Genomic DNA, 19537 nt, shown 5'->3' with positions numbered 1-19537 from the left:
CATTGTCGCCTTGTTACTTGGTCAACCTTTGCCTGTTGGTAGCTTCTTCCCTGAATCTTGGAGAAGCCCCACCGCTTTCTCTTCTGCTTAAACAAAAAACCTGCCCTTGAAAGCCTTCCCCCTTCCCCTCCCTATGAGAACTACACTCCCAGTTATTGCCTCTGAACAAGAGCAAACTCAACAAATATCGACTATTCGCCGCTTTTTAAGATACTTTCGCCCCTTTCGCAAAGAAATTCCTATTACATTGACATTGGTGTTAATTGGTGCATCTACCCAGGCGATCGGGCCGTTCTTACTCGGCTGGTCAATTGATAACCTGATAGCAAAAGGGAATTTGTCGGGGTTGTTATTGCTATTAGGGCTACTAGCTTTAATCTACGGCATTGGTATCTCGGCGACTCGCGGTCAAATTGTTCGCGTCGGTTGGATGATGCAGCGCTTGCTGGCTCAACTGCGGCAAGATATCTTTGTGAAAATCCAGAGTCTACCACTGAGCTTTTTTGACCGCAGCGAAGCAGGCGATTTAATGAGTCGCCTGCTGAATGATGTCAATACCGTAAATCAGGCATTTGGGCAAACCGTCGCCCAAATGCTAGGTAACGTTTTTAGTTTAGTGGGCATTGTGATGGCGATGCTTGCCATCAACCTACAACTGGGACTATTAAGCAACTTAGTTGTACCACTGATGATTGTGACTACTAGCTTGTTTGCAAGGTGGGCAAGGAGTAAATTTCGTGTGACACGCAAGACAATTGGCGAACTTTCAGCCAAGTTGGAAGAAGATATCGGCAGTGTGCGAGAAGCACAGGCATTCAATCGGGTACATCTCAACATTGCAGAGTTTGACCTGCTTAACGCTGCTAACCGTGATGCCAACGTTGAGGCGGTAGCAATTACTTCCGCCTTTTTACCGTCGCTGGATTTTCTCAACACTCTAGCTACAGCCGGTGTACTAGCTTATGGTGGCTATCTCGCTGTCACAGGAGGGGCAACACCAGGTGTAGTGGTATCTTTTTTACTTTACGTCCAGCAGTTTTTCCGCCCGATCCAAATCCTCAGTCAGTTTTACACCCAAGCTCAATCTGCGTTTGCTGGGTTAGAGCGAATTTTTCTTTTGTTGGATGAACCATCACTACTCCAAGACGCGCCTGATGCCATCCAAATGCCTCCTATCCAAGGTGAGGTGAGATTTGAGAATGTTAAGTTTAGCTATAGCCCAGAAAAACTAGTTCTTAAGGGCGTAAACTTACAAGCTTATCCAGGGCAGATGGTTGCATTAGTGGGGCATACCGGCTCAGGCAAAAGCACTATCATTAACCTGATATTACGTTTTTATGATGTGTCCGACGGTGCAGTAAAAATCGATGGGATTGATGTGCGTAGTGTTACCCAAGCTAGTCTACGCCGTCAAATTGGGATTGTTTTGCAAGATAATATTTTGTTTAGTGGTACTGTAGCGGAAAATATTGCTTTTGGTGCGCCTTATGCCACTCAAGCTGAGATTGAAGCCGCAGCACAGATGGCGAATGTTCATGAGTTTATTACCTCTTTACCACAGGGTTACACAACTCAACTGGGTGAACGAGGTGCGCCTCTCAGTCAAGGACAGAAACAACTGATTAGTATTGCTCGTGCCGTGTTAATCAATCCCCGCATCTTGATTCTAGATGAAGCAACCAGTAGTATAGATACTCGTACAGAAGCGCTGGTGCAAGATGCGATCGCCCGTTTACTGCAAGGTCGTACTAGCTTTGTCATTGCCCACCGCCTCAGCACCGTCACCCAAGCTGACCAGGTTTTGGTCATGCAGCAAGGTCAAATTGTGGAACGGGGTACTCATGCAGAACTGATTCACCAGCGAGGTGTCTATGCCAACCTCTACGCTCTCCAACTAGGTGCAGCAATGACAGTTGACAGGTGACAGTTATCAGTTATCAGTTATCAGTTATCAGTTGACCTTTCCCCTTTCCCCCTTCCCCTTTCCCCCCTTCCCCTTTCCCCCTTCCCCCTTTCCTCCCCCGATGTCCCAGGTTTCGCTCCCCGAATCTTTCCACAAAGACCTACCTCTGACTGCTCTTGCGCCGATGCAGGATGTGACAAACCTTTGGTTTATGAGGGTGATTGCTCACTATGGCAGTCCTGACTATTTCTTCACTGAGTATTTTCGTGTGAATGAAACCTCGCGGCTTAATCCTGGCATTCTCTCAGCAATCACCGAAAATGATACTGGTCGTCCTGTTTTTGCACAAATGATTGGCGAAAGCATTCCCGATTTGGTCAGAACAGCAAAGGAACTCTGCGGTTATAATATCGCGGGAGTTGACTTGAATATGGGCTGTCCAGCACCGAGAATCTATCGCAAAAAAGCTGGGGGTGGACTGCTACTTTCACCAAAAAAAGTGGATCGGATTTTGGCAGAACTGCGCCAAGCAGTTTGCGATCGCCCTTTGACTGTGAAGATGCGTGTAGGCTTTGAAAATACAGATACCTTTTACGAAATTCTCGATATCATCAATCGCCACAATATTGATTTGCTGAGTTTGCACGGTCGCACCGTCAAAGATATGTACCACGGGGCAGTAAAATATGATTTAATCGCCGAAGCTGTCAAACGGGTGCATTGTCCAGTGCTGGCTAATGGTAATATTAACTCAGCAACAACAGCTATATCGGTGCTTGCCCACACAGGCGCGGCGGGTGTGATGGTGGGAAGATGGGCAATTGGGAATCCTTGGCTGTTTAATCAAATTCGGCAAGCTTTGCGTGGCGAACCGCTTACGCCTGTTCCTTTAGTAGAAGTACGCAACTATATTGATCGGTTATGGCAAACCCCCACAGCACCGAATGTACCAGAACGTGCGCGTTTAGGCAACCTGAAAATGTTCCTCAACTATATTGCCTTGAGTGTTGATGCTGAAGGTCATTTCCTGCGGTTGATGCGACAGACGCAGACCGAGGTGGAAATGTTTAAACTGTGCGATCGCTTTCTCCTGACTGATATGACAAAAACTCTAGCCCTAGCACCCGCCATTTAGTGTTGGCAGAAGGCAGAAGGCAAGACGATAATCATAACTGTCACCTGTCACCTGTCACCTGTCACCTGCTATAAATTATTGTCGCCACAATTTGGCGATCGCCGCAATGGAAAACCAATCAAATACACCCATTTGCGGACGTGGAACCTCTGCTTCTGTGAAACTAATAATTTCTGGTAACAATCCAGGTACACTGCTCGGTAAAGAACGCTGAAATAAATGAGTGCAATGGTAAGGCGTGCGTACTACTTTCATCAGTTGTAATGATGTTGCAGATAAAGCTGCACCAATAGCTTCTGCACCAAACACACGCGATTTCCCTAATTTTTCCCCATTCTGCACCGAGTTTTTGACTCGATAGTCATTACTAGTTAACAGGTAGCCGTTGGGCTTGAGTGCTTGCGCCAGTTTTTTCGCCACCTCTTGCAGCATAGCTCGATTACCAACGTAGTACAGGACTTCACTACAGATAATCAAGTCAAACCTTTGGGATGGAAGTTCATCCTGAGTAATATCAAACTGAATCAAGCGTACATTATCACATTGCTGCAACACACATCGCTGGTTTGCTCGCGTTAATGCGATCGACGAAATATCAGCCGCCACCAATTCTTCTACACGCCCAGCCAATTGAACTGTAAATATGCCTTCTGCACATCCCAATTCCAGCGCCTGAGAAATTGAAGTGGGTGGTATAAGTTGTAGTTCTTGCTCATACTTCCATTGCTCGTATGAACTAGTGTATTGCCAAGGATCGTGAGCTAGTCGAAACAGCGTATCAAAACTAAACTTCAGCCAAGCGCTGTTGAAGTCCCTTTTTAGTTGCTTTATTTCCATCAGACACCTTCAGAAAATATCAGCCAGCTCAGCCGCTTGTTTTTTCGCATCGTCATTGCACCCAAAATAGAACCCAATTGCATAGTTAAAATCTCAACTTTGGCTCAGGAAATAGTTAGTCTGGCAATAACGTATAAATTACAACATTAATATAATTTGCACAAGAGGTTGGAGCAAAGGAACAGCAAAACGATAACTCTACGCCTATGTAATCTGTGATTTTCGGATATTTTTTATGCCTAATCAATCCACTCTCGTTTGAAATCACATGAGCATTTTAAAATTGCCACAAATAATTTCGCCGAGAGTGAATTAATATTTCATTTTATTAATCACGAGTTAATAGTTCTAAGTTATGACCATTCGGGTCATAAAAATAAAAACCACGTCCTCCTTTTCGATGATTAATTTCCCCTTTATTGTGGTGCATCGGGTCACTACTATATTCCAGACCAGCTTGTTTGATTCTGGCAAAGATACTCTCAAACTCTTCATCACTAACATAAAAAGCATAGTGATGGGATTCAAACGTTTCTCGCTCGTCAAAATCAAGTGTGAGCTGGTCATTAACTCGCACAGCCGCAAAATGTCCAGCAGATTCCACCTTTAAACCAAAAATTTGCGCGAAAAACTCGGCTGATTCCTCTTTATTATGAGCAGGAACAATAGTATGATTCAAAGTGATAGTCATAATATTTCCCATCCGCAACTATTTCTAGATTTAACTCTAGAATGCCTGGAAAAATTTCACTTTGCCTCTTCATTTTGATAGGAGTTATATCAAGTCTGGATAATTACTTAAGATATGCTTGCTTTGGTCGGTAATAGGTAATAGCGAATAGGTAATTGTTTTCTAGCATTACCAATCACCAATTACCAATTACCAATTACCAACCTCTAAGAATCGCCCGAAGGGGAAGCAGCATGGATTAAATCTGGCTTATCTTCAAGAGGAGAGTGTTCAATAGCTTGCTCAGATGTAGGACGTTGATCACGTTCAAGAGTGGGTACTTGCACAGGTTGACCTGTGGAAATTGATTGGTAGAGTGCTTGAATGATGCGAACATCAATCAATCCTTCTGTACCATTTGGTTCTGGCTGTTTATCTTGCAGGATACAATCTGAAAAATAGGTAAATTCAGCCGCCAACTGGTCATGGTCTGCAAAAGTGCGCTCTTGAGTTTCCCCATCAATTGTTAGATAATGCTTAATTTCTCCTTGCCATGAATAAGCAGATTCAACAAGCAAATCGCCTTTAGTTCCTACTACTTGATAATTAGAAACTTTAGCTGCACCAAAGCTACAAGTAAATGTTGCTAGCTTTTCATTAGGAAAGCGGAGAATGACACTGGTCATTTCTTCAACTTCACTAAAGCGTTCTTCCCCTTTACTCGCTGCTACAGCAAACACTTCGGTTGGTTCATCTTGGAACAAATAACGTGCGGCGTTAATGCAGTAAATGCCAATATCGTAAATTGTCCCACCACCTGTAATTTCTCTTAAACGAATATTACCTTGTTCTACTTGTTGAGTAAAAACTGAATTAAAAACTCGTGGTTCACCAATTTGTTGTGATTTGACAATTTCGACTGCTGCTAAGTTTGCTGGGTCAAGGTGTAAGCGGTAAGCAATCATCAATTTTACACCATTATCGTTTGCAGCCTTAATCATAGACTCACATTCTTCCTCAGTCACAGCCATTGGTTTCTCACAAAGGACGTGAATTGCTTGATTAGCTGCACGCACAGCGTATTCACAATGTAAGTGATTAGGTAATGCGATATAAACAGCATCAATTTCATCGCTGGCTAGACAGTCTTCATACTCTTCATAAGAGTAAGTATGATCAATGCCATACTTTTGGCTTAGTTCTTCTAGTTTTGTTTGGTCATCTGACACCAAAGCAACTAATTGGGAATTTTCACTATGAGCAAATGCAGGTAAGGCGGCTTCTTGAGCAAACCAACCTAAACCAACCACAGCATAACGGATTTTGTTGTTTGAGTTTGAAGTTGTCATTTTTAAACCTGTGAAGAAAAAACTTGGCAGAAAATTGCTCTTTTACTGTCGTCAAGTTTTTCCACTATTCCATCCCACGGATGAAATAGATGCTCATCTTACTTAAGAAATACAGGCTAAATAAAACACAATCAAATTAATACTTAATATTATGTTCACTTAAATATTTATTATATCTTGGGGGTTGGTAATTTCACATCTTGCATCACTCTCTTATTGACAAAATAACAATCTCAAAAGCTGATAATTTCGTAGGTTGGGCATTGCCTTTGAAAACTTGAACCTTAATGTGAGATTTTAGGAACTGCCAGAATCTTTCGATGGGGTTAAGTTGTGGGCAATGGGCAGGTTGACACCGGGAAATAATATTTTCAGTCCATCTCAATTAAAACTTGTTGCAATAGAAAAATTACTTATTTTTAGGGCAATACGGTTCAGATAAGAATAATTAACCGCCGATAAACGCCGATAAACGCCGATAAATCAGGATGTTTCCATCAAATTTGCCATTCTATCTAGTCTTAACTGAACTGTATTGATTTTTAGGTAGGACTTACGCATGAAAACGAAAAATCAAGGGTTTTGGCAAGGGTACAGGGGTATAGGGGTGTAGGGGTGTAAAAGCGCTAAACCTATACCCCTATACCCTTACACCCTTACACCCTGTCTCGACAGATAACTTCAGTGCGTAAGTCCTGTTAGGGTGGGCAATGCCCACCTAAAGATACTACAGATGCTCAGTTTTTTTCACAAATCAAATCAGATTTTTATATGAAAAAAATACTTAAAATAAAAGTTTTCATGGCTGTGAGTAATTCTGATGTGGTTCGTCCTTATGAGGCGATCGCATCATTCATACTTGGATTGTGCAACCGTTGCTGATCATATTGCAATACTTTTACACAGACACAGCGTAAAACTTGAGTTACTATGTCTCCTATTGCCATTGTGCAGTTATTGTGGGGAGTAGTAGAACATAAGCTATGACAGAAGTTACAAGTACAGAGTCTGTAGTGAATTTAGCTGATATTGCCAATAAATTTACGCTGCAGGGTAAAGTGACCAATGTGCAGAACTTTGGTAGTGGCAATATCAATGACACTTTTTTGGTAACGCTTGATTTTTTAGAAGAACAGCATTTTATACTGCAACGCATCAACACCCAAGTTTTTCGCCAACCTGAACTGATCATGCAAAATATGCGAATCTTCAGTGATCATGTTCATCAGCGCCTACAACACACACCCTTAAACCGTCGCTGGGAAGTTCCGCGCGTACTCTCCACCCAGGATAATCATGATTATTGCATGGATGTTAAGGGCGATTTCTGGCGGGCGATTAGCTTTATTGAAAAGTCGCAATCTTTCGACACTATGCAGGATTTAGCACAAGCCCAAGAAATCGGCTATGCTTTGGGGATGTTTCACAACTTAATTAGCGACTTAGCACCGGAAAAACTGGCGGATACTCTTGTAGGTTTCCACATTACACCGCTTTATCTGCGCCACTACGAACAGGTGTTACCTACAAGTACACAGCAAGCATCCCCAGAATTAGATTATTGCTTAAAGTTTGTGAGCGATCGCCAAACTTACGCACATATCCTAGAAGATGCTAAAGCTGCGGGTAAATTACCGTTACGTTTGATGCACGGTGATCCGAAAATTAACAATATCATGTTTGACACCGTAACCCACCAAGCCGTTAGCGTCATCGACTTAGACACAGTGAAACCTGGTTTAGTACATTATGACATTGGTGATTGCTTGCGATCGGGTTGTAACCCTGCTGGCGAAGAAACAGAACATTGGCAAAGCGTTTATTTCGACACAGATTTATGTCAAGGTATTTTACAGGGTTATTTATCGGTAGCAAAGGAATTTCTTACCGATAATGATTACGCATATATGTATGATGGTATACGTCTCATTGCCTTTGAATTAGGGCTACGTTTCTTCGCTGACTATTTAGCTGGGAATGTTTACTTTAAAGTCAAGTACCCAGAACATAACTTAATTAGGGCGCTTGTACAATTTAAACTCACTCAAAGTATTGAATCTCAAGCAGCTAAGATTCAGAAAATTATTCAAGATATGAAATGATATCCAGTCTGGCTAATTACTTACTATATAGTTGGTTTAATTGGTAATAGGTAATAGCGAATCGGTAATTGTTTTCTACCATTACCCATTACCCATTACCAACCCCCACGATATGATAAGTGTTTAAGCAAACTTGATATGATTCAGCAAATCTCCTTAAAACCTTTCCCCTCGACTGAGGTTGTACCTGTACAAATTACAGGTAATATCAGCAGAGTTGATAATCAACTCACTATTAATTATCAACTTGTTGGTGACTTACAAGAAATTGTCATTGCTCAACCTGCAGACAAACCAGCACGCCAGCATGAACTATGGCAAAATACCTGTTTTGAGTTCTTTTTGGGGATGAAAAACTCTCCCCGCTACTGGGAATTTAATCTTTCCCCGGCTGGACATTGGAATATTTATCGATTCGATAGCTACCGTCAAGGAATGCAGGAAGAAATAGCTTTTAATTTGCTTCCTTTTATTGTTGAACATCAATCAGGTAGTTTATTGCTTTCTTTAAAGGTGGATTTGGATAAAATTGTTACTTCAGAACAACCTCTTGATCTGGCAATTACTACAGTTGTGAAGCTGAAAAATGGCAAAGTAACTTACTGGGCTTTAGTTCATCAAGCTAAAGAAGCTGACTTTCATATTAGAGAGAGTTTTATAGTTGAAATATGACAGGATTGAGAAATTACTACAAGCTAAATCAAGAAGATAAAGCCAATGAACATCAATAATAAATCTTTAGCGATCGCCTGTGCATCAGGTAGTTTTAAAGGTGTATTCGCGCATGGTGTGTTGAGTGCTTTGGAATCAGCAGGAGTTCGCGCTAACGCCTATGCGGCGGCCTCAGCTTCCGTATTACCTGCTGCTTGGGCTACTATAGGCAAAGCCACAAAATTAGGTGTAGATTACTGGCTTGCAGGCTGGCGAATACTCCAAGAACCAGATATAGGTATGAGTCAATTAGTTCTGGGAGGAATTGCAAATTATAGTCCGCCAGCAGAAGCACTATTTGCACCAGACAATCCTGAATATTTCATTGCTACTAGCGCTGTTATTACTGAAGCAGCAGCCAAAGAAACTCAAAACGAAAAAGCCAAACGCTTGGGACGACGCTTATTAGTATCCGCCAGTAAAAAAGACCAGAGTTGGATTAAGGAACACTTGCGGTTAGATATGTATAGCACGAAATCTCCAGGGGAATTACATCTGCATTCCCAAAACTTTGCACAAGTAGCTTATGCTTCGGCGCGGATGCTTCATGCTTGGGATATTCCCGCTTGGATAGGTGGAAAAGCGTACATTGATGCTTCTTATACTTGCTTGTGTCCAGCAGTGGAAATGGTGGAAGCAGGATATGAAGAAGTAATTGCGATCGCCAACGAACCAGGTACACTCTATCAAGATATGTTTCAGGTAGAAGCAATTCCGCAAATTTATAAAGGGGTGAAAATTCACATCATTCAACCAGATGTAGATCCCAAAGATTTAGAAGTCAACTTTACAGATGCGACAGAGGAAGGGTTAGCGGCTGTCTATCAACATGGGTTGCAGAAAGGAAAAGTATTTTCCACAATGTTAGTTTAAATCATCATCAGTTATATTGTGAGCGCGTTATTAATTTTTAACTACGATGCTCATATTTTTTATACATGGTGTGGCGGAAGCGAAAGTTAAATTTGCTAAACCCTTACAACATCTAATTAAAGAAGATTTCTGCCAACGAGGCATAAACCCACCACATTTTCATTCGGGATTTTATGCTGATTTATTTAATAATAAAATCTATCATCTTACTCATCTGCGTTTATCTGCGTTTATCTGCGTTCGATTTTTTCCCAATCTATTGCCACATTTTAGCCTTGCCACGCCACTACTGTATTCGGGGAAATAATCATTTATCATTGTTGATATATAAACAGTGCGAGCAAGTGTATTTAATTAGGTATTAAAAATTAACTATGACTCAACAACCGATACAAGTAATTGGAGGTGGACTAGCTGGAACAGAGGCAGCTTGGCAAATAGCCCAGGCTGGAGTGCCAGTAATTTTACATGAAATGCGTCCTCAACGGTTCAGCCCTGCCCATCATACAGAACATTTGGCAGAGTTGGTGTGTAGTAACTCCTTTGGGGCAATGGCAAGCGATCGCGCCGCCGGATTACTGCATGAAGAATTGCGGCAACTAGGTTCTATAATCATCTCCAAAGCCGATGAACACGCCGTCCCCGCAGGTGGCGCACTGGCAGTAGATAGGGGTCAATTTGGACAAGATTTAACCCAAACCCTCGTACAGCATCCCCTAATAGAATTTCGCCGTGGTGAAGTCCCCGCCATTCCTGAAGGAATTGTGGTGTTAGCAACCGGGCCATTGACTAGTCCCGACTTAGCTGAAGATTTGCACCGCTTCACCGGCATGGAATACATGAGCTTTTTTGATGCGGCTAGCCCTATCATTGTGGGTGATTCGATTAACCGCGATGTTGCCTTTATGGCTTCGCGTTATGACAAAGGTGAAGCCGCCTACCTCAACTGTCCCATGAATCAGGAACAGTATTTGCGGTTTTGGCAGGAACTCTGCAAAGCCGAACAAACAGAACTGAAAGATTTTGAACGAGAAACAGCCAAATTTTTTGAAGCCTGTCTCCCCATCGAAGAACTAGCGCAACGGGGAGAAGATACCATGCGCTACGGCCCCCTCAAGCCTGTCGGTTTATCTGATAGTCGCACCGGGGAACGTCCCTATGCAGTGGTGCAGTTGCGCCAAGAAGATAAAGCCGGTCAGTTGTGGAATATGGTAGGATTTCAAACTAACCTGCGTTGGGGTGAACAAAAGCGAGTATTTCAATTAATTCCCGGTTTGGAGAAGGCGGAATTTGTGCGGTTGGGAGTCATGCACCGCAACACCTTTATTAATGCACCCCAATTAATGCTACCTACCCTACAATTTAAACAACGTCCTACCTTATTAGCGGCTGGACAGTTAATTGGTACTGAAGGCTACACAGCCGCCGCCGCCGGGGGTTGGTTAGCAGGAACCAACGCTGCAAGACTGGCGTTAGGTCAGGAACCTGTGGCTTTACCACCCACCACAATGTTAGGCGCATTATTAGAATTTATCAGTTCCGCCTCGCCTAAACATTTCCAACCCATGCCGCCTAATTTTGGTATTCTGCCAGATTTGGGTGTGAAAATCAAAAATAAACAGGAGCGTTACGGACGTTACCGCGATCGCTCTTTAGTAGATTTGGTAAGTTGGAAAAGTGGTCATTAGTCATTAGTCAACAGTCCATAGTTATTCTCCCTCATCCTGATAATTTTGCATTTTCAACTGATTAAGTCTCCTACGGGACGCTACGTCTCGTAGACAGATGCTATCGCCTATGGGAGTTGGGGAAGCAGGGGAAGAATAGCTATGGACTAATGACCAATCTTAGATTCATTTCATTTCTAGAATCAATAAATACATAGATAAAATTAATCTTCACCATTATAAAAAGGAATTTGTCTCTATACCTCGCCTATTTGGCATAGTTAAAGGCTTAACTAAGATAATCTTTTTTAAATCCTAGATCATCTATTGGTGATTTACCAATAAAATGATTTTGAAGAGCAACCAAATTATATCAACATCCAAGCTAAACTGACCATAAGCGCATAAGATAGATTTTTTGTCTAGTAATACTAGATAGCAATTTCTTATTAAAAATTAGCCTAAAATCCCATTAAGTCCTAATTAATCTGACCATTCATAATTTTACTATCAGTTTAGCTAACTCGTTCGACGGTCAATAACATAATGAGAATTGACGAATTAACTATGCAACTCAACGAGCCATCGACTTATTTAAAGAATTTATACCATTTTATTGATTATCATCCTTTGACGGTTGGCTCTGATAGTTATGTCATGGATGCTATTAGCTTGATGAATCAGAAACGACCCAAGACTGTGCCATCGACTAGTTTAAACTCATCGGCAAATTATACTAATAGTGATTTACAAGAAACTAGTTATGTTTTAGTAATTGAGTCAGGACATCTGTTAGGGATATTCACAGAGCGAGATTTGGTAAGACTAGCTGCATCGAAAATTGATTTTGCGGATTTAAAAATAACTGAGGTGATGACACAACCAGTTATCACCCTGAAAATCTCACATTTTCAAGACATTTTTACCATCTTATCGCTATTTCATCAACATCAAATTCGTCATCTGCCAATTTTGAATGATAGTGAGCAATTAATTGGCATTGTGACTATGACTAGCTTGTTGCCAGCATTGAATCCAATGGAAACACTTTGCAGCCTTCAAGCTTTAATCCAGCAATCTTGTAGCCTGAGCGCATGGTGCGATGAAGCTATCCCCACCATACAGGATCAACAAACAGAAGTTACCTTATATAGTGGCATGGCTGAAGATATCACCGATCGCCAACAATCAGAATTAGCCGTAAAAGACAGTGAAGAATTCTACCGCTTCGTTGTCACAGCCATGAGTGAGGGAATTATATTGCAGCAAGCTGATGGCAAAATTATCACTTGTAACGCCAGTGCAGAGAGAATTTTAGGGTTGAGCCGAGAGCAAATCATAGAACGCACCATTGATGATCAACGTTGGCTAGCCATTCGTGAAGACGGTTCTCCTTTTCCTAGTGAAGAGTATCCAGCAATGGTGACTTTACGTACAGGCCAACCCTGTGCTAATGTGATATTGGGCATTTACAAGCCAAACGGCCAATTAGCTTGGATTTCCCTTAATACTCAGCCGTTGCATCGAGAAAATGAAACAGTCCCTTATGCTGTAGTTACATCCTTTGCCGATATTAGCGAACGGCAAGCCGCACTGCAAGAACGCCAACAAGCAGAACAAAAAATTCGTGAGCAAGCAGCTTTACTAGAAATAGCCACCGATGCCATTTATGTCAGAGATTTACACAGCGAAATCCTATTTTGGAATCAAGGTGCAGAACGTCTGTATGGTTGGTCAAAACAGGAGGCTATTGGCAGGAATGCACAAGAATTACTATATACAGAAACTTTAGTTCACCTCAATGAACAAGCTTTTAACGTTGTCACCCAGATAGGAGTATGGCAAGGTGAATTGCAGAAAGTAACCAAATACGGCCAAGAAATTATTGTCGAAAGCCGTTGGACGCTGATGCGTGATGCAGCAGGGGAAGCAAAATCAATTTTAATTGTTGATACCGATATTACCCAGAAAAAACAACTAGAAGAACAGTTTTTTCGCGCGCAACGATTAGAAAGCTTGGGTACACTTGCAGGTGGCATCGCGCATGACTTAAATAATATATTGACACCAATTTTAGCAGCTGCCCAAATCTTGAAAATTAAATTGCCCAACGAGCAAGAGCGATCGCCTACAGTAGAAGGAGCATCATCACAATACCTGTTAGAGATTCTCGAAAATAACGCCAAACGTGGCGCAGGTTTAGTCAAACAGGTGCTATCCTTTGCACGGGGCTTTAAAGGAGAGCGGATCACAGTCCAACTCAAGCACTTAATTACCGATATTATCCTGATTGGTAAACAGACATTTCCTAAATCGATTGAATTTATCAGTAGCTTCCCGGAAGAACTTTGGGCTGTTTGTGGAGATGTCACTCAATTGCATCAAGTGTTGATGAATCTCGTCGTCAATGCCCGTGATGCCATGCCAGATGGTGGTACTATTAACATCACAGCCGAAAATATTTTTATTGACGAAACCTACTCCAGCATGGTATTGGAGGCGAAAGTCGGCAATTATATTAAAGTAACTGTCGCGGATACGGGTGTAGGAATGTCGGCAGAAATTTTAGATAGAATTTTTGAGCCATTCTTCACTACAAAAGACATAGGCGCAGGTACAGGTTTAGGACTGTCAACGGTACTAGGCATTATTAAAAGTCATGGCGGTTTTGTCACCGTCTCCAGTAAAGTTGGTCAAGGTAGCAAATTTAAACTCTTCTTACCAGCAATTCCCGCAATACCAGATTTACCCACCCAAGAGATAGAAACCCCACCAGGCAATGGAGAATTGATTCTCATTGTCGATGATGAAGCGCCGATTCGGGAAATTGCCAAGATGATTCTCGAAGATCATAACTACAATACCCTCATAGCTGCTAATGGTATCGAAGCGATCGCCCTTTATGCCCAAAACAAACATCGCATCAACGTTGTTCTCATGGATATGATGATGCCAGAAATGGATGGTGTCACAGCCATTCGCACCTTAAGAAAAATGAACTCTCATGTGCGAATTATTGCTACCAGTGGCATTAATGTCACAGAAACCTTAGCACAAGCCGCAATAGTTGGTGTACAGCAAGTTTTATCCAAACCTTTCACCGCCCAGGAATTATTAAACACCTTGCATCATGTACTTCAGGGTTAAGATGGGGGAGTAGTCTGAGCCAATCAAATTGCTGCACCCATTGCATCCTGACAATGATTGCGTTTTCATGACGCAAAAAACCTCTTTGGGTAAATTTACCCAAAAAAAAACCCCTTTTGGGGGATAGGGTAATAGACGTTTGTAGTAGAATCAATATCGTATAGTTAATTCGTCTACGATCACGGTTAACACTGTGGTCGTTTTCCCCATTCTAAGCTGTGTCATTAAAAGCGGGATGAGGGGTCATAGCTCTCACTGCACAGTCAGCCGAAAAGGTGTAACCTATTAGTTTTGGCTTTAGTAGGGTGGGCAATGCCCACCAATTTCCACAAGGGAAGTGCAAGTTGAGAGCCTGAGTGACAACTCTCCCGCTAATTGCAAGCAATATAGCGGGAGCATCTCAAATTCACATAAGAGACTTGCTGCTTCAGTGGCTGACCAACGTCTAAGCCTCCACAGCCAGGAATCGGTAGTCCCACCGACCCAAGTTTTAGTAAGTTAAGTGCGCTGTTCCAGTCACGGTCAATAACCAGTCCACAAGAGCAACTGTGAACACGAACCGCCAAAGTTTTCTCAACTCTCACGCCACAATCAGAGCAATTAATACTTGTGCCTCTAGGGTCAACACCTCGCGTATGCTTGCCGCGTCTTACCGCTACTGCTTGCATGATTTGAAGGAATGCACCCCAGGCAACATCTAGTATTGATTTAGCTAATCGTGTTCTAGCCAGTCCCTTAATATTCAGGTTTTCAAAAATAATTAAGTCATAGGAATTAACTAGCCAATGAGCAACTTGATAATGAAATTCTTTCCTTTGTCTTGCAACGTGCAGGTGAATAAGTGCAACAATATTCGCTTGTTTTTGGTAGTTTTTAGACCCCTTAGTTTTACGTGCGAGTTGGCGTTGCTGACGGGCTAAAGTTGCCTGAGCTTTGCGATAATACTGCGGCACTTCAATGCTTTGCCCATCGGCAGTAGTTAAAAACTTTTCTAATCCTACATCTATGCCAGTAGCGGTTTTAATATCGTCAAGAGGTAGCACTTTGGGTATGCTTTTATCTTCCAAGGAAAAACTTGCATACCATCCATCTGCTTTTTTAAGAATAGTTACTTGTTTAAGCTCAAATCCATCTAGAATTGGTCGGTGTAGGATTACCTCAATTTCACCAATCTTGGACAACTTAAGAATATTACCCGTCAAATGTGCGCCTGCTTTGGCACAGTTGACACGCGGAAACGTGAACGAGCAAATATCACCACGTTTTTTAAATCGTGGTCGTCCTCCTCGTTTCCCATTCTTATCTGGCACTAACCACCGTTTCCACGCTTTGTCTAACCTCATCAGGTTTTGTTGCTGACAGTCAGCGTAAATGCTTTTGTATTTAGGAAACAGTTCTTTAGTTTGTTTGAGATCAGAGGCTTGTGTGTAGTAATCAACTTTGTGTGGTATCTCACCAATTGGTTCACAAACCAAACTGCAACGGTCAAGGAGTGACCTTGTACGGTTTAACCAATCCAGTCTTTGCCCTAGCGCATAGTTGTAGTGACGACGCAGTAACTCACCCCAGGTTTCCATCGTGACAACCTGTTGTGCTGTGGGGTTGAGTTTGTACTGGTAAGTGAGTAACATATACTCATTATATCATTAGTGGAATGAGCTACAACGTAGGATATAGAGCAGTTTACAGCTTAAATATTCATTTAGTGCTTGTAACAAAATACCGCAGAAAAGTAATCAATCAAGCGATGCTGACTCGACTGCAAGAGATATTTGAAAACACCTGCACCAAGTTGAGAAGCAAGGTAACAGAGTTCAACGGAGAATCAGACCATGTTCACTTAGTTATTAGTTACCCACCAGATGTTGAAGGCGCGTAAGTTAGTCAACAACCTCAAAACTGTATCTAGTCGTTTAATTCGCTCCTGAGTTCAATGAACAGGTTAATCTGTTCTATAACAAGCCCGTATTTTGGACAGGTGCTTATTTTGTCGCATCCTGCGGTGGTGTCACACTTGAACAACTTAAATCTTATGTTGAGAAGCAAAATAGTCCTGATGATTGAAGGGGGTTGAACAGAATCCAATCATTCCACAATGCCCCTCACCGCCAACCGGGGAGGTGTGGCGGGAGTACCCTTGTGGGGGTCTAGATGGAAAATGCTCAGGCGCTGTAGCAACGATCACCTCTCGCCCCTCTTCCACTAAATAATGCGCTCAACTAAGGGTGGTGCGCTATGACCGTTACCTGGTTGACCATGTGCAACGTCCCCTGTACCGTGAAGTTTTGGATCTGGTTGTGGTGGGTGTGGTTCTGGCCCTAAAGGTTGGGGGTTAGCAACATACTCAAACTCACCCTTACCATCCATTGAGGGGCCTTTTGCCCAGCGTCCTTGCTCACTTTGATTGCCTTCGGAATTATTCCAGAACTGATAGGCAAATTCACGCTTTTCTAATTCCAATGGGAAGGAACTAGGAACTGGTGTAGTTTCCAAACCAGATTGTTCTAAATCTTCGATCGCAGCTAACCATTGGTTTTGGTGCATTGTATCACGCGCAATCATGAAACTCAAGGTATCTCTCACGCCTTGGTCATCGGTCATTTCAAATAACCTGACTGCTTGCAAGCGTCCTTGACTCTCAGCATGGAGGTTTGAGCGGAAGTCTGCTAAGAGGTTTCCACTAGCAACGATGAACCGACCATTCCCAGGATAGCCCACGCTATCAGATGGGGTAGCGCCTAAACCAGAAACAATGGCGTGTTGAGGGTTCATGGCTGCGTTCATAATCACATCCCTTGGGCTAGTACCACCCATCACCGCACCCACTACTGCATCGCTTGCACCTTCTTCTTGCACTGTGGCTGGTGCTTTATCTAAGAGATGGGCAATCATTGTTGCAAGCATCTCAATGTGACCGATTTCTTCAGTACCAATATCTAACAGCATATCACGATATTTGGTAGGGCCGCGACAGTTCCATCCTTGAAACAGATACTGCATCATTACTGTCATTTCACCAAAAGTTCCACCGATGAGTTCTTGAATTTTCATCGCGTAGACGGCATCAGGTCTTTCTGGTCGTCTATAATACTGCAACCGTTTATTGTGATAAAACATTTTTACCCTAATTAGCGACAGAACTAAGACACATCAATCAATATAGTGTCTCCTCTTTCTTCTAGGAAACTCATTAAATCACTTATCTACATCAGCCACCAGTCAGAGAAAAAAATGACATATTTACCTAAAATTTAGAACTAAAGTTGCACATCATTACTCAATCTTTTCAACCCTATTTAAGGATGTAGATTATTCTTGAGTTTGTCAGTTGTCACTGGTGTTAATGTAGCCTATTGCCTGGGAACTAGCTCTATAAAATTGCTCCGCTATTTCCTACAACTTGGGAAAGAAAAGTTAGTCAGATATTCTAGATTTAAATCGCATAATCGGGGCGGGCAAGATGCCCACCCCACAAGATTTGAATCTAATTTTCTGGCTAGATGAAGCTTTGCCCAATACTTCACAACTAACAACTCACAGCACAAGCATGATGAAAATACCTCATACATATTTATGTATGAGGTAAAACAGAGGAAATCAACAAATGTTTATTAGTCTAATTTGGCTGTTATCTATTAGGAGAAAGTGTTGTGATAGCTTCGCCCCAACCAAAGCGATCGCTATCACAAATCCGATAACATTTGAGGAAGTAGCAGACTAAATTGATGAGTCTGCTTTGAATGCTCCTGAAACAAGTAAAGCTAGGAAAACTAATTCCTAAATCACTTTACTTTCCCTACTTTAGCAAAGACTTGTTTGTGTATGTAGCCACTTTGGCGGAATTTTGCGCGGATTCAATATTGAAAACAAAAATTTCCGATCACTAATATAGAAATTCGATTTTATTTCTCAACAAATCTTAGCATTTGTAGGGCGCTGCACTGCCCACCATATCATGCCGGTGGGCAGTGCAGCGCCCTACGTATATTGCAAAAGGTTATATAAGTAACTTACACATACTGATTGACATTATCGCCAGCAATACGTAATATTATACGTATAGCCTCATGATTAGTTTACTAAAACAGCGTTTTTATAAAACGCACAACCTATGTCTTTCGGAGTTTTGAGTAATATTTTTGCAGATGACCTAGTTACAGCTACTGAGTTGAATCGTCAACCTGGGAAAATTCTGGACAGAGCTTTAGAGCGTCCAGTCACAATTACTCGTAACGATCAATCCTTTGCTTTATTGCGTCGTGATCATGTAACTGCTCTTGTTAAGGTTGCAACACAAAGTAAATCTCTTTTTGAGGCGTTAACTGTTGCTTATTGCTTGTTAACGGGTAAAAAAATAGGTTTTGAACATCCATTTGGATGGCTGAGTGTATTTGACTCAGATGAGTTACAAGAATTTATTAAAGAAGTTAGCGAAGCTTTCCGTTTGATTGATTCTTCAAGTACGGGATGGGACATGATTGAAGCAATCATACATGAATGGCATGAGAGTGCTATTGCGATAACTAGCGATGAATTAGCAGCAGCTTTTCGTGCTGAGATTGATGAAGTACCATTAACTAAACCGTCTGCTGAAAATCCTGCGTGAATGTTATCGAAAAAATATGCTTGAAAACCCCGTCGTTAGACGAAGGCTTTTTGCTAGAATAGTCCATGTGGAAAGGTAATCAACCACAGTAAAAACCCTATTGCTACCTAAAACGTAAATTCTATAGGACTTACGCAACTAGCATATTTTTTCTGTAGGGTGTGTGACGCTGCTAAAATATTTGAACGTAGTCATAAGACTTGTAGCGTCACGCACCAACCACCAATTGTGACAATTGCGTAATTCCTGTTATAATTTTGCAGATACAGCACATTGTATCTGAGTCAGGTAGTCAACGGCGGGCAAGATGCCCACCCCACAACAATTTTATCATTTATATCTGTACCTCATTTACCCGCAACTTGCTGTATCTCGGCGGACACCCTAATCGTTACGAGATGTAGACAGAGTAACATCGTACTGCAACTGCACAAGTGAGCGCCAATCACCCAGGTAAAGTATATATACTTAATAATATATAGTAGCAAAATCTGCAACTTGAACTTTGTAGCTTGCTTCCCCGCTACTCTGGCGTAA

The 19537-nt window shown here is 42.0% G+C and carries 14 protein-coding genes and 1 pseudogene; 10 read left to right on the top strand and 5 right to left on the bottom strand.

Going from position 1 to position 19537, the window contains the following annotated elements; all coding sequences use genetic code 11:
- The first annotated feature begins 133 nt into the window (after positions 1-133).
- Complete coding sequence (locus H6G83_RS16675) at positions 134-1924, top strand: ABC transporter ATP-binding protein (protein ID WP_190474271.1); 1791 nt, start codon at positions 134-136, stop codon at positions 1922-1924.
- A gap of 100 nt (positions 1925-2024) precedes the next feature.
- Positions 2025-3038, top strand: coding sequence for a tRNA dihydrouridine synthase (locus H6G83_RS16670; RefSeq protein WP_190474270.1), 1014 nt, complete (start codon positions 2025-2027; stop codon positions 3036-3038).
- A 75-nt stretch (positions 3039-3113) separates the two neighbouring features.
- On the opposite strand, the gene H6G83_RS16665 is transcribed toward H6G83_RS16670, so the two are convergent.
- The 3 genes from H6G83_RS16665 to H6G83_RS16655 all read right to left on the bottom strand — a co-directional run bounded on the left by H6G83_RS16665 (position 3114) and on the right by H6G83_RS16655 (position 5894).
- Entirely contained in the window at positions 3114-3875 is a 762-nt protein-coding gene (locus tag H6G83_RS16665; protein ID WP_190474268.1) for a class I SAM-dependent DNA methyltransferase, read from the bottom strand.
- A 328-nt stretch (positions 3876-4203) separates the two neighbouring features.
- Positions 4204-4566, bottom strand: coding sequence for a VOC family protein (locus H6G83_RS16660; protein WP_190474266.1), 363 nt, complete (start codon positions 4564-4566; stop codon positions 4204-4206).
- 206 nt (positions 4567-4772) lie between these two features.
- Complete coding sequence (locus tag H6G83_RS16655) at positions 4773-5894, bottom strand: Gfo/Idh/MocA family protein (RefSeq protein ID WP_190474263.1); 1122 nt, start codon at positions 5892-5894, stop codon at positions 4773-4775.
- 983 nt (positions 5895-6877) lie between these two features.
- Between H6G83_RS16655 and H6G83_RS16650 the strand changes: the two genes are divergently transcribed.
- From H6G83_RS16650 to H6G83_RS16625, 6 genes are all read left to right on the top strand, one after another.
- On the top strand, positions 6878-7996 hold the full coding sequence (locus tag H6G83_RS16650; RefSeq protein ID WP_190474261.1) for a phosphotransferase enzyme family protein: 1119 nt from the start codon (positions 6878-6880) through the stop codon (positions 7994-7996).
- Between the two features lie 138 nt (positions 7997-8134).
- Complete coding sequence (locus H6G83_RS16645) at positions 8135-8668, top strand: DOMON-like domain-containing protein (protein ID WP_190474259.1); 534 nt, start codon at positions 8135-8137, stop codon at positions 8666-8668.
- A gap of 45 nt (positions 8669-8713) precedes the next feature.
- Positions 8714-9580: a hypothetical protein gene (locus tag H6G83_RS16640; protein WP_190474257.1), complete on the top strand. Its 867-nt coding sequence runs from the start codon at positions 8714-8716 to the stop codon at positions 9578-9580.
- A 46-nt stretch (positions 9581-9626) separates the two neighbouring features.
- A complete protein-coding gene (locus tag H6G83_RS16635; RefSeq protein ID WP_190474255.1) occupies positions 9627-9887 on the top strand; it encodes a hypothetical protein in 261 nt (86 codons plus the stop codon).
- A 67-nt stretch (positions 9888-9954) separates the two neighbouring features.
- Entirely contained in the window at positions 9955-11268 is a 1314-nt protein-coding gene (gene trmFO, locus H6G83_RS16630) for an FADH(2)-oxidizing methylenetetrahydrofolate--tRNA-(uracil(54)-C(5))-methyltransferase TrmFO (RefSeq protein ID WP_190474253.1), read from the top strand.
- A gap of 525 nt (positions 11269-11793) precedes the next feature.
- On the top strand, positions 11794-14394 hold the full coding sequence (locus H6G83_RS16625; RefSeq protein ID WP_190474251.1) for a PAS domain S-box protein: 2601 nt from the start codon (positions 11794-11796) through the stop codon (positions 14392-14394).
- A 371-nt stretch (positions 14395-14765) separates the two neighbouring features.
- On the opposite strand, the gene H6G83_RS16620 is transcribed toward H6G83_RS16625, so the two are convergent.
- Positions 14766-16025, bottom strand: a complete 1260-nt coding sequence (locus tag H6G83_RS16620) for an RNA-guided endonuclease InsQ/TnpB family protein (protein WP_190474249.1) — start codon at positions 16023-16025, stop codon at positions 14766-14768.
- A 23-nt stretch (positions 16026-16048) separates the two neighbouring features.
- On the opposite strand from H6G83_RS16620, the pseudogene tnpA reads away from it, so the two are divergent.
- Positions 16049-16458, top strand: a pseudogene (tnpA, locus tag H6G83_RS16615) (IS200/IS605 family transposase).
- 138 nt (positions 16459-16596) lie between these two features.
- On the opposite strand, the gene H6G83_RS16610 reads toward tnpA, so the two are convergent.
- Positions 16597-17511: a manganese catalase family protein gene (locus H6G83_RS16610; RefSeq protein ID WP_190474247.1), complete on the bottom strand. Its 915-nt coding sequence runs from the start codon at positions 17509-17511 to the stop codon at positions 16597-16599.
- A 994-nt stretch (positions 17512-18505) separates the two neighbouring features.
- On the opposite strand from H6G83_RS16610, the gene H6G83_RS16605 reads away from it, so the two are divergent.
- A complete protein-coding gene (locus H6G83_RS16605; protein WP_190474245.1) occupies positions 18506-19000 on the top strand; it encodes a hypothetical protein in 495 nt (164 codons plus the stop codon).
- Positions 19001-19537: the final 537 nt, after the last annotated feature.

Origin of the sequence: Anabaena azotica FACHB-119, from assembly GCF_014697625.1 — a bacterium.
In the GTDB taxonomy this organism is placed as follows: Bacteria; Cyanobacteriota; Cyanobacteriia; order Cyanobacteriales; family Nostocaceae; genus Trichormus; species Trichormus azoticus_A.
The sequence above is the reverse complement of the archived record's forward strand: the minus strand, read 5'-3'. Positions and strand labels throughout refer to the sequence as shown.

Bases quoted from the DNA above. Each gene is read 5' to 3' on its own strand.
- H6G83_RS16675 (WP_190474271.1), top strand. From the start codon at position 134: ATGAGAACTACACTCCCAGTTATTGCCTCTGAACAAGAGCAAACTCAA.
- H6G83_RS16670 (WP_190474270.1), top strand. From the start codon at position 2,025: ATGTCCCAGGTTTCGCTCCCCGAATCTTTCCACAAAGACCTACCTCTG.
- H6G83_RS16665 (WP_190474268.1), bottom strand. From the start codon at position 3,875: ATGGAAATAAAGCAACTAAAAAGGGACTTCAACAGCGCTTGGCTGAAG.
- H6G83_RS16660 (WP_190474266.1), bottom strand. From the start codon at position 4,566: ATGACTATCACTTTGAATCATACTATTGTTCCTGCTCATAATAAAGAG.
- H6G83_RS16655 (WP_190474263.1), bottom strand. From the start codon at position 5,894: ATGACAACTTCAAACTCAAACAACAAAATCCGTTATGCTGTGGTTGGT.
- H6G83_RS16650 (WP_190474261.1), top strand. From the start codon at position 6,878: ATGACAGAAGTTACAAGTACAGAGTCTGTAGTGAATTTAGCTGATATT.
- H6G83_RS16645 (WP_190474259.1), top strand. From the start codon at position 8,135: ATGATTCAGCAAATCTCCTTAAAACCTTTCCCCTCGACTGAGGTTGTA.
- H6G83_RS16640 (WP_190474257.1), top strand. From the start codon at position 8,714: ATGAACATCAATAATAAATCTTTAGCGATCGCCTGTGCATCAGGTAGT.
- H6G83_RS16635 (WP_190474255.1), top strand. From the start codon at position 9,627: ATGCTCATATTTTTTATACATGGTGTGGCGGAAGCGAAAGTTAAATTT.
- trmFO (WP_190474253.1), top strand. From the start codon at position 9,955: ATGACTCAACAACCGATACAAGTAATTGGAGGTGGACTAGCTGGAACA.
- H6G83_RS16625 (WP_190474251.1), top strand. From the start codon at position 11,794: ATGAGAATTGACGAATTAACTATGCAACTCAACGAGCCATCGACTTAT.
- H6G83_RS16620 (WP_190474249.1), bottom strand. From the start codon at position 16,025: ATGTTACTCACTTACCAGTACAAACTCAACCCCACAGCACAACAGGTT.
- H6G83_RS16610 (WP_190474247.1), bottom strand. From the start codon at position 17,511: ATGTTTTATCACAATAAACGGTTGCAGTATTATAGACGACCAGAAAGA.
- H6G83_RS16605 (WP_190474245.1), top strand. From the start codon at position 18,506: ATGTCTTTCGGAGTTTTGAGTAATATTTTTGCAGATGACCTAGTTACA.